The following is a 14,949-nucleotide window of genomic DNA, read 5'->3' as shown; positions in this document are numbered from 1 at the left end:
CGAGGAGCCGCGCGGCTCCTCAGGCGGAACGGGCAGCTCGCTCCTCCGCGGCACCCCCCGGATGACGATCCGCGGCCGTACGCAGGATCTCCGCGCTCCGGATCAGCGCGTCGCGCTGTGCCGGAGCCATCGTGTCCAGGACCTCGGCCAGGGCGCGCTCACGTCCCTGTCGCAACTCCGTCAGGTAGTCGGTGGCCCGGTGCGTCAGATGGAGTTCGATCTCCCTGCCGCTCTGCGCGCTCGGGGCACGCCGGACGAATCCCGTCGCTTCCAGTCGTGTGCACAGGCGACTCAGGGGCGAGGGAGCCGAGTCCAGGGCTTCCCCCAGATCCCGCAGGCTGACCCCCGCCGTGTTGTCCAGCGCGTACAGAACGCGCAGCTGGGAGGCGGAGACGAGGTGATGCGGATGGTTCTGGCGCTCGCGTTCCCACAGGGACTCCAGGCTCTCCAGCACCTTGCACAGCGTGTGCGCGGCCTCCTGGGACCTGCGGGGCGGGGGAGAGTGCGCACCCATGCTGAGTACTCCGAATGTCAGTTCCGAGCCGAACGCCACTCAGTTCCGAGCCGAACGCCACATTGAAGTGATCAATTCGGCGTCATCACGGTGACGAGCTTGATCGATGCTTGTGCAAATTGGCTGTGGATCCAGTCAATCACACCCCTGCGCGGCGATGGGGCGCGGACCGGGAACAGCTGTCTGTCTCAGGTGTAACTCGGTCCCCGGCGGAACTCGCCCCCCGTGGAACTCGACCGCGTGTCCTGAGCCGGTACCCCTGCGCGGCCAAAGTCGAGTACCGTACAAATGGTTTCTCCATGGAAACAGTTCAGCGGCGGTGGGGGCGTCGCCGGGCCAGGTTCACGCAAGCCGCGTCGCGGCTGCCATCAGTTGTGATTGCGGAACGAGGTTGTGTCATGCCCCAGACGCCGGTTGACGCGTCGTGCCCGGCGCCACGCGAGGAAACGGCCGGCCCGGCCGGAAAGGCCGGTGAGGCGGAGCTGCGTCAACTCCTTGCCGGGCTGACGGCGGTGCGCGACGGGGACTTCGGCTCCAGGCTGCCGGACGGCTCGGACGGCCTCATGGGTGAGATCGCCACCGTCTTCAACGGCATGGTCGATCAGCTGGCCCTGTTCACCTCGGAAGTCACCCGCGTGGCCCGCGAGGTCGGAACCGAGGGCACGCTGGGCGGGCAGGCGGAAGTGCCGGGGGTCTCGGGCACCTGGGCGGACCTGACCGACTCGGTCAACGCCATGGCCGGGAACCTCACCACCCAGGTGCGCGACATCGCGCAGGTGGCGACCGCGGTCGCCCGCGGCGATCTGTCGCAGAAGATCGACGTCGACGCGCGCGGGGAGATCCTGGAACTCAAGGAGACCGTCAACACGATGGTCGACCAGCTGTCGTCGTTCGCGGACGAGGTCACCAGAGTGGCCCGCGAGGTCGGCAGCGAGGGGCGCCTGGGAGGCCAGGCGCAGGTGCCCGGCGTGGGTGGCGTATGGCGCGACCTGACCGACTCGGTGAACTTCATGGCCGGCAACCTCACCGACCAGGTACGCAACATCGCGCAGGTCACCACCGCGGTGGCACAGGGAGACCTGTCGCAGAAGATCACGGTGGACGCCCGTGGGGAGATCCTGCGGTTGAAGGACACCATCAACACGATGGTGGACCAGCTGTCGGCCTTCGCCGACGAGGTGACCCGGGTGGCCCGCGAGGTCGGCACCGAGGGCCGCCTCGGCGGGCAGGCCGACGTCAAGGGCGTCTCAGGCACCTGGCGCGACCTGACGGACTCGGTGAACTTCATGGCGGGCAACCTGACCGGGCAGGTGCGCTCCATCGCCCAGGTGGCCACCGCGGTCGCCCGCGGCGACCTGTCGCAGAAGATCGACGTCGACGCCCGTGGGGAGATCCTGCAGTTGAAGGACACCATCAACACGATGGTGGACCAGCTGTCGGCCTTCGCCGACGAGGTGACCCGGGTGGCCCGCGAGGTCGGCACCGAGGGCCGCCTCGGCGGCCAGGCCGACGTCAGGGGAGCCTCGGGCACCTGGAAGGACCTCACCGACAACGTCAACGTGATGGCTTCGAACCTGACCGGGCAGGTGCGCTCCATCGCCCAGGTGGCCACCGCCGTGGCCCGCGGCGACCTGTCGCAGAAGATCATGGTGGAGGCCAAGGGCGAGGTCGCCGCCCTGGCGCAGGTGATCAACACCATGGTGGACACCCTGTCCGCGTTCGCCGACGAGGTGACCCGGGTGGCGCGCGAGGTCGGCACCGAGGGCCGCCTCGGCGGCCAGGCACGCGTCCCGAACGTGGCCGGCACCTGGAAGGACCTGACCGACAACGTCAACTCGATGGCGAACAACCTGACGGGACAGGTACGCAACATCGCGCTGGTGACGACCGCGGTCGCCAACGGCGACCTGTCGAAGAAGATCGACGTCGACGCGCGCGGGGAGATCCTGGAGCTGAAGACCACCATCAACACGATGGTGGACCAGCTGTCCGCGTTCGCCGCGGAAGTGACGCGCGTGGCGCGCGAGGTCGGCAGCGAGGGCCGACTGGGAGGCCAGGCCGAGGTGGAGGGCGTCTCGGGCACCTGGAAGCGGCTGACCGAGAACGTCAACGAACTCGCCGGGAACCTCACGCGACAGGTCCGTGCCATCGCCGAGGTCGCCAGTGCCGTCGCCGAGGGCGACCTCACACGGTCGATCACCGTGGAGGCGTCCGGGGAGGTCGCCGAACTCAAGGACAACATCAACGCCATGGTCGGGTCCCTGCGGGAGACGACGCGGGCCAACCAGGAGCAGGACTGGCTGAAGTCCAGCCTGGCGCACATCTCCGGACTCATGCAGGGGCATCGCGATCTCGCGGTGGTGGCCGAGCTGGTCATGGAGGAGCTGACCCCGCTCGTCTCCGCGCAGTACGGTGCGTTCTACCTCGCGGAGGTCGCGGAGGTCGCGGAGGAGGGCCACAACGGCATGGAGCTGCAACTGGTCGGCTCCTACGGCCGGCCCGTCGGAGTCGATGGCCACGACCGGTTCAAGCTGGGCGAGTCACTGGTGGGGCAAGCCGCCCGCAGCCGCCGCGTCATCACCGCCGAGGGGGTACCCGGCGACTACATCGGTATCTCCAGCGGTCTCGGCAAGGCGACACCCGGCGGGCTCATCGTGCTGCCCCTCGTCGTGGAGGAGCAGGTCCTGGGCGTGATCGAAGTAGCCTCCTTCACCCCGTTCACCCCCATCCACCGCGACCTCCTCGAACGGCTCATGGAAACGCTCGGAGCCAACGTCAACACCATCCTCGCCAACGCCCGCACGGACGAACTCCTCGAAGAGTCGCAGCGTCTGGCCGGTGAGCTGCAGGCCCGATCCGGGGAACTCCAGGTACAGCAGGAGGAACTGCAGCGCTCCAACGCCGAACTGGAGGAGAAGGCCCAGCTCCTCGCCGCACAGAACCGCGACATCGAAGGCAAGAACCTCCAGATCGAACAGGGACGCCAAGAGCTGGAGGACCGGGCGCAGCAACTGTCGCTGGCGTCGAAGTACAAGTCGGAGTTCCTGGCCAACATGAGCCACGAGCTGCGCACCCCGCTCAACAGCCTGCTCATCCTGGCCCAGCTGCTCGCGCAGAACCACACGCGCAACCTCACGCCCAAGCAGGTCGAGTACGCGGGCATCATCCACTCGGCGGGCTCCGACCTGCTTCAGCTGATCAACGACATCCTGGACCTGTCGAAGGTCGAAGCCGGCAAGATGGACGTCAACCCGGAACGCATCGCCCTGCGCCCGCTGCTGGAGGACATCGAGTCGACCTTCCGGCCGATGACCACGCAGAAGAGCCTCGGCTTCACCATCACCACGGCCCCCGCGGCGCCCGCCGACCTGCTCACCGACGAAGCCCGGCTGCGGCAGGTGCTGCGCAACCTGATCTCCAACGCGATCAAGTTCACCGAGCGCGGCAGCGTCGAACTCCGCATCGAAGTGGCCGCGGACGGCGAAATCCCCGCGCTCCTCCGGCACGGCGCACCCGTGGTGGCCTTCCGGGTCATGGACACCGGCATCGGCATCGCCGCCCAGCAGCTGGAAACCATCTTCGGCGCCTTCCAGCAGTCGGACGGCACCACCAGCCGCAAATACGGCGGCACGGGACTGGGACTGTCCATCAGCCGTGAGATCGCCCAGCTGCTCGGCGGCGCCGTCACCGCGCAGAGCACCCCCGGCGAGGGCAGCACCTTCACTCTCTACCTGCCCGTCGCCTCCGACGACGGCCCGGCGGAAGCCGCGAACAGCGTCGCACCCAACGACCCTGCCGCCGCGGGGGAGCCCGCCGCGCTGCCCGAAGGCCGACAGAGCCCGACAGCACTCACCCACGCTCCGGCCCCCTCGCCGAGGCGGCTCCTGGTCATCGAGCACCGACAGCGCGGGCTGCTGTCACTGGTCGCGGAGAGCGCCGTCGGCAACCTCACCGGCCGCCCGGACGTGACCGGTCAACCCGGCCACGAAGTGATCACCGTCATCGGAGCCCACGAAGCGGCATCGGCCCTCGCCGCACAGCCCTTCCACTGCGTGGTCCTCGACGTGGACATGGACAACGGCGACGCCTGGACCTTCCTGGACGCCAGCGACGGCGACGAAGCCCTGCTCAGCATCCCCGTACTGGCCCACAACAGCCGCCGCCTGACCGACGCGCAGGAAGAGGCCCTGCAGTCCCGGGCGGAAGGACGGCCCCTGGAGGTCCTGTCGAGCCTGGACGAACTGCGCGAGCGCATCGCCCTGCACCTGTCCGCCGAGCAGCCCGGCGACGTGGTTCCGCTGGTACGTGCCAAGAGGACGCACCACCAGACGGCAGGCACCGTCGACGACAGCCTGCACGGACGGACCCTGCTCGTCGTCGACGACGACGTCCGCAACCTGTACGCCATCAGCGGCATCCTGGAGTTGCACGGCATCCGTGTGCTGCACGCCGAGGACGGCCGCAAGGGCATCGAGACGCTGCTCGCCCACCCGGAGATCGATCTGATCCTGATGGACGTGATGATGCCCGAGATGGACGGCTACGCCGCCACCGCCGAGATCCGCCGGACACCCGGCTACGCGGACCTGCCGATCATCGCGGTCACCGCCAAGGCGATGCCGGGTGACCGGGACAAGAGCCTGGCCTCCGGCGCCAGCGACTACGTCACCAAGCCGGTGGACGCCAACGACCTCGTGGCGTGCGTCCGCCGCCGGCTCGGGGCGTGACACCGTGCCACTCGACGCACTCCCACGCCTCTGCCCGCGCCGGTCCGACGGCTGTGGGCACCGCGGTCGCTCCGACGGCTGTGGGCACCGCGTCCCGCGTAGTAAGGGGACCGCACGACGATGAGCGCCTCCACAGACCCCCGGAACGGCGCGTCGGCCGAGGGCGAAGACCACGCGCCGACGCACACCGCGGCCTCCCCCCGCGCGCTGGACGCCACCGCACCGAGGCCCGACACGGCCCCGGTGGCAGCCGAGAAGTCCGCGCAGGTCGGCCGCCTGGCCGCCACAGTGGAGCGGCTGCGCGAGGAAGTACAGGCCGCCCGCAACGCGGCGGACGGCCGGGCTCTGATCGAGCTCGCCAAGGGCATCCTGGTGGAGCGCCTCCACTGCGGCCCCGCACAGGCCGCCCGCCAACTCGCCGAACTCGCCGACCAGTCGGGCATCTCCGAACTCGAGCTCGCCACCGACATCATCAATCAAGCCGCACGTGACCACGTGACCCGGATCGCCACGGACTTCGTCCAGGCCACCGGCGGAGGACCACCCGGCGACAGCACCACCCCGTCCGTCGCCGTGAGCCTGCGGACCACGGAGAGCGCAGCACTCGCCGCCGACGACACCCAGACGGTCGCCGAGTCCCTCCTCCACCACGCGCTGGCCCCGCTGGGCGTCACAGCGGTCGCGGTCTGGACCGCCGGCCACGACGGTTCCCTGACCCTCAGCGGCCACGCGGGCTTCCCCGACGAAGAGGCGGAGCGCTGGCACTACGTACCTCCCGGCGTGGCGACCGCCGCCCGCCAGGCCCTGACCCAACGCCGCACCGTACGCCTCTCCACCACCGCCGACGGGCCGCCCACCATCGGATACGGGCACGGTCCCCATGGCGGACGCATCGCTGTCTGCGCCGGCACCGGAGGCCGCATCCACGGCGTGCTCGAGATCTGCTGGCCGCAGCCCCTCGCCGATCATCCGCCCGCAGTCGAGAGGCAACTCGAAGCCCTGGCCGAGCTGTGCGCGCACACCTTGGAAGCCCTGCCCGCCCCACCTCCCGGCCTCACCCCTTCCGTACGGTCGAGTTCCGCACGTTCGAGTTCCGCGCGGTCGAGTTCGGTACGTTCGAGCCCCTCCGACTCCGAACTGGTCGACCTGTCCGACGGCCTGCACGACGCCGCCCTCGTGCTGCGGCCCCACCTGGACAGCGAAGGACGGCTCGCCGACTTCCGCATCGTCTACGCCAACACCCACTTCCAGGACCCGGCCGGCCGACCGCGCAGCGCGCTGAACGGCTCCCTGCTCCTGGAGACCTACCCGCTGGCAGTGGGCGGCAGCGAGATCTACAGCCGCATCGAGCGTGTGTACGCCACCGGAGAGTCATTCCGCGCCCAACGCATGACCCTCACCACGCTCGTGGACCAGGTCCCCCTCGAAACCGTCGCGGACATCAGTATCAGCCGGCACGGCCACAGCCTGCTGATGATCTGGCGCATCGAGGACGAGACCGCTCGCCTCGCCAGCCTGCTGCAACACGCGCAGCGGCTCGGGCGCGTCGGAGGCTTCGAAGAGAACCTCGTGACGGGCGAGATCACCTGGAACAGCCAGCTGTTCAGCCTGTACGGGCGCGACCCTCTGGACGGCCCGGCTTCGCTGCGAGACCTGGCCACGCGCGCCCACACGGACGACGCCACGGCGATCGGCCGCTTCCTGCGCACCGTGCTGCACCATCAGCGCCCCGCCACGCTCGCCTTCCGGCTCCGGCGCTCCGACGGCGTCACACGGCACATCCGCATCGCCGCCGAACCCGTACTGGACTCCGAGGGCCGCCTCCTGCTCGTACGGGGCGCCTACCAGGACATCTCCGCGCAGCACTGGACGGAGGTGGCCCTGGCCGCCACCCGAGACCAACTCGCCCACACCGAGCAGGAATCCGCCGAGCGCAGCCGACTCGCCCTGCAACTCCAACACGCGATCATGCCCCCCACCCATGGCCCCCTGGAGGCACCGGGTCTGCACATCGCCGTCCGCTACCGGCCCGCCGAGACCGAGGCCCTGGTGGGAGGCGACTGGTACGACGCCGTCGCCCTCCCCTCCGGGCAGATCCTGCTGTGCGTCGGAGACATCGCCGGCCACGGGGTCAAGGCCGCGACCGGAATGGTGGTCCTGCGCAACGCCCTGCGCGGACTGGCCATGACGGGCGCGGGACCCGCGAAGCTGCTCGGGTGGCTCAACAACGTCGCCCACCACCTCACCGACCGCGTCACCGCCACCGCCGTGTGCGCCTTGTACGACCCGACCACCCGCACCCTGCGGTGGGCAAGGGCCGGGCACCTGCCACCGGTCGTGGTGCGCTCCGACAACGCGACCACGCTCCCTCTCACACGCGGGCTTCTGCTGGGCGCGTTGGCAGACGTCAGCTATGACGAGGACGACTGTCAGCTGCGTCCGGGCGACATCCTCCTGATGTACACCGACGGACTGATCGAACGCAGGGACACCGCCGTACAAGAATCCATGACCCAACTGCTCATCGGCGCCCAGAAACCCGCCGACACCCTCGGCCAGCGGCTGGACCACCTGCTGACGTACAGCAAGTCCGACACCGACGACGACACGTGTCTCATCGGCATTCAGGTCGAAGACATAGGCGGTGCGGGCACCCAGCGGTCCTCTGCGGTCCCTTCTCCCGCACATGCTCCCGCACATGAGTGAAGAAGGCCCACGACTCTGCCCCTGAACGGCCGGCGGACCCGCAGCGCGCAATGTCTCGGCTGCACGGACCACCCACTCACGGCGGCTGATACCTGGTCGCGGGCCCCTCCGCAGCCCGTAGAAGGCACCTGGGGGCCTCCCGGCTTCTGGTCATCGAGTTCCCCGACATGAACCGGATGAGGGAGCGGCGGCCCACCAACGCTCCGCCGGGTAGGCCGATAGCGGCGCAGGCCGACACTGGAATGCGGGGAGTACCCATCGCTGTGCACAGCGGTGTCTGATTTCCGCCAGTAGGAGGCGGCTGTATGGATCACGCTGGCACCATGACGTTGTCATCCATCACAGACTCAGTGACAGTCCTCACCGGCATGTATGCGGCTGAGGCGCAATACCTGGCGGCCGGGGGGCCTGGTAGGGCTTCGTTCGATGTGCTCGCGCCGTTCTTCGCGCCGGGTGTCGTGCTGCACCAGGCAGACGCCCTGCCGTACGGAGGTACTTGGCGCGGGCACACCGGACTGGCGGAGTTCTTCCTCGCGATGGGACGGGTCTGGGAGAAATTCGACATGGTGGAGCAGAAGTTCCTCGCCACCGGCGAGACGGCCGTCGTGCTCACCCAGGTCCATGCTCGCGCTCGTGCGACGGGACGTGAGCTCGGCTTCCCCATTCTGCAGACGATCACGGTCAGAGACCGGCAGATCACCGAGGTCCGTCCGTTCTACTGGGACACTCACGCAATCGCGGAGGCCTGCTCGCCTGACGTCCTGTGAGTTCGGCCGATCCTGCACTCGCAGTGTGGCGCGCGCGGTGGTCGGCCCGTGCGTGGCTGGCGGCGCGTTTCATCACGGACTGCTGGGGGCGAGGTGAGCGCGGGACCGTTTGCCGTTGATGGACCATAGACATGGCCGTACTCGTGGCCGACTGTGCTGTGGCCCGTGCGGCAGGTAATGGCTCCGGCATAGGCCACTGCAATCTGTGAGTTCTGCGCGCCTGTACCCCGGTGCCCGGCGCCCGGTGCCGCGCTGCTGTCCTGGTCATCGTGGTCAGTGGGGTTTATGTCGTCGGTTGTCGGTCGTCACAAGCGGCTTCGTGCACGTTGGGATTCGTGTTGAGGCCTTCCGGATTGCAGGTTCGTTGCAACATGGCCGGTGCCGGTGCCCAGTCGAGATCCAGGACGTCTGCTGGCTGGGGGCCAGTAAGGGGCCGGACATTGACTCAAGCGATCGGTTTGGCAGCGGAGGCTGTGGCTGTGTGCGGTGACGATACCGATCGCCACGTGAGGGTCGATGTACGTGCTGATCAGGTTGTGTTCACTGTGCAGTCGTTGGACTGCGCGGCGGCGACTGATCGGGATGTCGAGTTGGCGCGGCGTATCTCGGCTGCTGTTGGCGAGTCCGGGTTCCTGCCGAAGCCGGACACCGATACCGGGGTCCGGCGATCCGTTCAGCTCATGGAGATCGGGATTGACGCTCTGAACATCGCGGAGATTCCGGCCGTTCTGGGCCGCTGTGCTGGGCTATGTCGCCGAGGCAGGTGCGGAGGGGTCGGAGGGTCTGTTGGTGGATTCGGTGAGGCGGGGGCCGGCGATGTGGTTTGAGCGGGTGGGTGGTGCGTGTCCGCAGCGTAATCGTCTGCACATCGATGTCTGCGTTCCGCATGACGAGGCGCTCGGTCGGGTTGAGGATGCACTGGCGGCTGGGGGCCGGTTGGTGTCGGCGTCTGGTGCTCCTGCGTTCTGGTTGCTTGCGGACATGGAGGCGAACGAGGTCTGCGTGACCATGTGGCGGGGCCGGGAGGGCTGACTTGATGTGCGGGCCCCGTTCGGTGCGCTGCTGAAGTGAGGCAGGGGCCGGGCGTAGTCGGGTGTGTAGGGGCAGAGCACCTTGTCCGTTAGGCGCGCTTGCTGTCGTGGTGGTTGCTTGTAGGTGGCGGCTCCTGGGTGCTGGTGGGTGTGGGTGTGTGGGTCGTGGCGTCCCTCGTGCGCCGCGGCCTGTGGTGTGTTGGGGGGGCTGTCGTGGTTGCTCTTGTTGTTGGTGGGTTGCTGTTGCTGGTGGGTTGGGGTTGGTGGGTTGGTGGGTTAGGGGGTGGTGGTGTGTAGGGCTCGGGGTGTGGGTGTGGGTGTGGGTGTGGTGATGCAGTGGGTGTTGTCGATGAGGCAGTCGGGGTGGTTGCAGTGGTTGGTGGTGGGGGTGTTGGTGTGTAGGTAGTGGCGGTTGCTGAGTGGGTTGTTGTTTGGGTTGTTGGCCGGGTTGCTGGTGCTGGGCCTGCTGGTGGTGCTGGTGGTGGTGTGCATCTGTCCGTGGGTGGTGTGGTCGGCTGGTGCGCTGTCACCCCAGTTGTATCCCTGGTTGCCGTTGCCGTTGCCGTTGCCATTGCTGCCGTTGGTGCTGGTGTGTGTCTGACCGTTGCTGTGGTTGGTGTTGGTGTTGCCGTTGTGGGTGGTGCTGTGGTTGGTGTTGGTGCTGTTGCCGTTGTGGTTGGTGTTGGCGCTGTTGGCGCTGTTGGCGCTGTTGGCGCTGTTGGCGCTGTTGGCGCTGTTGGTGTGGGTGGTGTGGGTGGGGATGTGGTGGGTGTAGTTGGGGTGGGTGAGGGGGATGTGGGTGAGGTATTGGGGTGGGGTGTGGAGGGCTTGGGTGAGTGTTTTGAGGTGGGGGGTGAGGGTGTTGAGGGTGTTGGTGATGGCGGTGGGGAGGGTGTTGGTGTGGGTGTGGGTGAGTTGGTTGTGGGTGATGAGGGTGGTGGTGTGGGGGGTGAGTTGGGTGTAGGTGTAGAGGCGGTAGAGGGTGGTGAGGAGGTGTTTGGTGGGGGGGTGGGTGGTGTTGTTGATGGTGGTGAGGAAGGCGTCGGCGGCGAGGCGGTGGGTGTGGGTGTGGGCCATGTCGAGGGCGTGGGTGCTGGCGTTGTTCCAGCGGTTGATGGGGTTGCCGGGGGGTGCGTTTCTGAGGGCGGTGCGGGCGTTGTGTTGGTGGATGGTTTCGAGGGTGAGGAGGAGGTTGCGGAGGTGGTGGGGGTCGGTGAGTTGTTGGTAGGGGGTTTGGGGGGTGTGGGGGTGGGTGGGTGGGGTGGGGGGTGGGGGTTGGTGGTTGAAGAGCATTTCGGAGGCGGCTTTGGTGGTGATGACGAGGTTGTCGCCTTCGGCGGTGATGCCGCCTTCGATGTTGAGTTGTTGTTCGAGGAGGTTGTTGTAGGGGAAGAGGCCTTGGGCTCCGCAGCGTTCGCGGGATTCGATGGCGATGGTGCGGCATTGCCAGGTGGTGATGGCTTTGGTGAGGGCGATTTGGCGTTCGATGGTGTCGCGTTGTTGGGGGGTGGTGTGGGGGTTTTTGAGGGTTTGGGTGTATTGGTGGAGGGTGGTGCGGTGGAGGAGGGTGAGGGCGTAGGTGGTGGCGAGGTGGGTGAGGAGGGGTTGGTGGTGGGTGCGGTGGGCGGTGAGGGGGATGCGTTGGTTTTTGTGGGGGCCTTGGATGTGGCGGTTGTGGGCGTAGGTGATGGCGGTGGTGAGGGCGGTGCGGGCCATGCCGAGGCAGGCGGCGCTCATGCAGAGTTTGCCGAGGGTGACGCGGTTGAGGGTGCGGAGGAAGCGTTTGCGGGGGTTGCCGATGGTGGTGTGGTGGGTGCCGTGTTGGTCGAGGTGGCTGTGGGGGGCTTGGAGGAGTGCGGTGGGGGGGAGGGGGAGGTGGTGGAAGGAGGTGAGGCTGTGGTCGATGGTGGGGCCGGTGCGGGTGGGGAGGGTGTGGGTGGTGATGTGGGGGTGGGGGCCGTGGTGGTTGGTGAGGGGGACGAGGAAGAGGTGGACGCCTTGGTCGTGGCCGTGGGTGGTGAGGCGGGCGGCGACGAGGGCGGTTTTGGGTCCTCCGAGGGGGCTGGTGTTGGGCATGAATTTCTGGGCGCCGGGGTTGGGGGTGTGGAGGGTGAAGCCTTTGGTGGTGGGGTTGTAGGTGGCGGTGGTCTGGAGGTTGGCGGCGTCGTTGCCGTGTTCGAGTTCGGTGCAGAGAAACGTTCCTGTTTGTTCGAGGTGGAGGTAGGGGGTGAGGTCGCGGGTGGTCAGGGGTGTCCTGGCCTCCCCGGTCTCCCCGGTGTTCCCGCTCCCCCCGTTCGCCCCGGTGTTCCCGGTGTTCCCGCTCCCCCCGTTCGCCCCGGTGTTCCCGGTGTTCCCGGTCTCCCCGTTCGCCCCGGTGTTCCCGGTGTTCCCGGCCTCCCCGTTCTCTCCGGTCCCCCCGTTCGCCCCGGTGTTCCTGGTTTCTCCGGTGTTCCCGGTCTCCTCGATCTGCCTGGTTTCTCTGGTGTTTGTGTTCGCCCCGGTGTTGGCGTTCTTCCCGGTGTCTGTGGCTTCTGCGGTCTTCCCCGCCTCCTGGACCTCTTGGGCCTGCTGGGTCTCTCCGGCCTTCTGGGTCTTCCGGGCTGAGGTGGTTTCCCTGGTGTTCCCGGTTTCGCCGGTGTTCCCGGTTTCTGCGGTGTCCGGGGTGTTCCCGGTGTTCCCGGTGTTCCCGGTGTTTCTGGTGGTTGTGGTGTCTGTGTCCGGGCTGTTTGTGTCCGGGGTGGTTGTGGTGGGGGTGTGGTTGTGGTCGAGGAGGCTGCCGAGGAAGAGGTTGTAGTGGATGCTGGCGAGGGAGGTGAGGCCGCCGTCGATGGGGCCGAGCCATTCGTGCATGGCGGCGAGGCGTTGGGGGTCTTGGGGGAGGGTGTGGGGGTGGGGGCCGGCGGTGTTGTTGACGTGGTGGAGGCGTTGGTAGGAGCGGGTGATTTGTTGGGTGGGGGTGAGGCCGGGTTGGGGGCGGAATTCGTCGGTGGAGATGAGGTTGCGCCAGGGGGTGTGGAGGCGGTCGAGGTCGTCGCCGTTGAAGAGGAGGTGGGTGAGTTCGTTGATGGTGGTGCGGGTTTCGGGGTCCTGGTCGGGGTCTGTGGTGGGGTGTGCGGGCGCGGTTGCGGGCGCGTTGGTGGGTGCGTCGGTGTGGGTGTTCGTGTCGGTGCTGTTGTGCGTGGTGGCGCTGTCTGTGGTGCTGTCATGCGTGGTGGTGCCGTTTGTGGTGCTGTGGCCGGTGGTGTGGTGGGGGGTGGGGTTTGAGGCCGTGGTGTCTGCGTCGGCGGTGCTGGCGGTGCTGGCGGTGCTGGCGGTGCTGGCGGTGCTGGCGGTGTCAGTCACGCCCGTAGTGCCCGTCACGCCCGTCACGTCCGTGGTGGTTGTGGTGCCCTCGGTGTTTGTGGTGTGTGCGGTGGCGTGAGTGCCCGTGGTGCCCGTGGTGCCCGTGGTGCCCGTGGTGCCCGTGGTGCCCGTGGTGTCTGTGTCTGTGGTGGGGCCGGTTCCGGTGGGTGTGTCCGGGGTGGTGTCCGGTCCGTTGTGTTCCGCCGTGTCCGGGGTGGTGTGCGCGGTGTGGGGGCCGGTGTCCGGCCCGGTGTGCGCGGGGGTGTCCGGGGTGGTGGGGGCGGGGGGCGGGGTGGGCTGGTGAGCGGGGGTGTTCCGCTCTGCTGGTGCCGTCTCGCGGTTGTGCTGGGCGTGGTTCTTTACGGTCAGCAGGGTCATGGACCTCTCCCGTACGGACGCCGAGTCGGAGGGCGGTGCGGAGACCAAAGATACGGACCCCCCGGTTTCTTGTAAAACGTTTCGGGAGGTCTTCTCGAAGCCGTGCCTCGTATCAAAAGCGCATATTTCAGGGGTAGTTGACGGTTGCAGGGCCTGGCCGGGGCGGGTACGGGCGGGGCGGGCGGGTGTGTGCTGCCGGGAATGCGTGATCGAGAATCGTTGCAAAACCGCTCGCCTGGTTTTATTATGGGGTGTGTTGGCTCCTGTCCTCTGCCCCTCGGGCGGAGGGCGGGGGCGGCGGACATGCATCACCGTCCCGTCCGCCGGGCGGGCCGTCCCGTCTCCGCGGCAGTGCCGCGGGGGCAGTCTTCGGGGCGTGGCCGCCCGGGTGCGGCTGCCGGGTGCGGCCGTGGCCGCGGGCCGCGGTTGCGGCTCCGGTGGCTGTGGCTGTGGGTTTGGTTTCGGCTGTGGTTCCGGGCCGGGCCGGGTGGGGGTGGTGTGTGTGGTGGTGGTCTTGTGTGTCTGTGTCCCGGTGTTGCGGGGTGCGGGGGTGCGGGGCTGCCCGTCCTGGTCCGTGCAGCGGGGGTTGCGGAGGTGCGCCTGTGGCGCGGCAAGAGCGAGCGATTCGCACGCGGAAGGCGATTTTGGCGGCGGCGGCCGAGGTCTTCGACGATGTCGGTTATGAGGCGGCGACGATCTCGGAGATCCTGAAGAGGTCGGGGCTGACCAAGGGTGCGCTGTATTTCCACTTCGCTTCGAAGGAGGAGCTGGCGCAGGGTGTGCTGGATGCGCAGGTGGGCGGGTTGCCCGCGGTGCCGGCGCACGAGCTGCATCTGCAGATGTCCATCGATGAGGCGGTGCTGCTGGCGCGGCTGCTGCAGAAGGGCACCGGGGACCCGATCGTGCAGGGCAGTATGCGTCTGACGGTCGAGCAGGGCGGCCCTAAGGACCTGCTGGACCGGCGGGTGCCGGTCGAGGGCTGGCTGGTGCACACCACCGAGCTGTTCGAGAAGGCGAAAGCGGCCGGGGAGATCCTGCCGCACGTGGATCTGGCGCGGGTGGTGAAGGTGTTCGTGGCGGCGTTCACCGGGGTCCAGGTCCTGTCGGGGATCCTGACGGGCCGGGAGGACCTGCAGGAGCGGGTGCTGGACTTCTACTCCTATCTGATGTCGGCGATCGCCTCCCCGGCGGTGCTGGCCCGCCTGGACTTCTCCCTGCAGCGCGGGGAGTGGGTGTATGAGGAGGCGATGAAGCAGCACCGGGCCCAGGAGGACACCGCCGCCGCTGCCCGGACCTGACCCCCCTGCCGCCTGCCGCCTCACCGGCCCGGCCCGTGCGGGCGGTCCGGCCACCGGGCGGCGCCGGCCGGTGCCGGTGTCCCGGCGGGCTGTGCGCCCGGCGCGGTGCCGGACCGGGCCCGGCCCCGGCCTGGTGCGGGGCCGGGTGCGGGCCTGCCCGGTCCGGTGGGCGGCGGCCGGGTCCCG

The 14,949-nt window shown here is 68.4% G+C and carries 7 protein-coding genes; 5 read left to right on the top strand and 2 right to left on the bottom strand.

Features of this window, described 5'->3' with window-relative positions; all coding sequences use genetic code 11:
- Window positions 1-19: 19 nt before the first annotated feature.
- Window positions 20-514, bottom strand: coding sequence for a MarR family winged helix-turn-helix transcriptional regulator (locus GPA10_RS31575; RefSeq protein ID WP_157168463.1), 495 nt, complete (start codon window positions 512-514; stop codon window positions 20-22).
- A gap of 398 nt (window positions 515-912) precedes the next feature.
- Between GPA10_RS31575 and GPA10_RS31570 the strand changes: the two genes are divergently transcribed.
- From GPA10_RS31570 to GPA10_RS44165, 4 genes are all read left to right on the top strand, one after another.
- On the top strand, window positions 913-5,241 hold the full coding sequence (locus GPA10_RS31570; protein WP_157168462.1) for a HAMP domain-containing protein: 4,329 nt from the start codon (window positions 913-915) through the stop codon (window positions 5,239-5,241).
- A gap of 120 nt (window positions 5,242-5,361) precedes the next feature.
- Window positions 5,362-7,947, top strand: coding sequence for a SpoIIE family protein phosphatase (locus GPA10_RS31565; protein ID WP_157168461.1), 2,586 nt, complete (start codon window positions 5,362-5,364; stop codon window positions 7,945-7,947).
- Between the two features lie 323 nt (window positions 7,948-8,270).
- Window positions 8,271-8,714: a nuclear transport factor 2 family protein gene (locus tag GPA10_RS31560; protein WP_198351760.1), complete on the top strand. Its 444-nt coding sequence runs from the start codon at window positions 8,271-8,273 to the stop codon at window positions 8,712-8,714.
- A 738-nt stretch (window positions 8,715-9,452) separates the two neighbouring features.
- Window positions 9,453-9,746, top strand: coding sequence for a VOC family protein (locus tag GPA10_RS44165; RefSeq protein WP_058846562.1), 294 nt, complete (start codon window positions 9,453-9,455; stop codon window positions 9,744-9,746).
- A 275-nt stretch (window positions 9,747-10,021) separates the two neighbouring features.
- Here the strand turns inward: GPA10_RS44165 and GPA10_RS31555 are convergent, their stop codons facing one another.
- A complete protein-coding gene (locus tag GPA10_RS31555; RefSeq protein ID WP_157168460.1) occupies window positions 10,022-13,465 on the bottom strand; it encodes an acyl-CoA dehydrogenase family protein in 3,444 nt (1,147 codons plus the stop codon).
- Window positions 13,466-14,067: 602 nt separating this feature from the next.
- On the opposite strand from GPA10_RS31555, the gene GPA10_RS31550 reads away from it, so the two are divergent.
- Window positions 14,068-14,763, top strand: coding sequence for a ScbR family autoregulator-binding transcription factor (locus GPA10_RS31550; RefSeq protein WP_058846585.1), 696 nt, complete (start codon window positions 14,068-14,070; stop codon window positions 14,761-14,763).
- Window positions 14,764-14,949 lie beyond the last annotated feature (186 nt).

The organism is Streptomyces typhae, from assembly GCF_009755605.1.
Classification (GTDB): Bacteria; Actinomycetota; Actinomycetes; order Streptomycetales; family Streptomycetaceae; genus Streptomyces; species Streptomyces typhae.
This window is presented reverse-complemented; position numbering and strand designations above follow the sequence as displayed.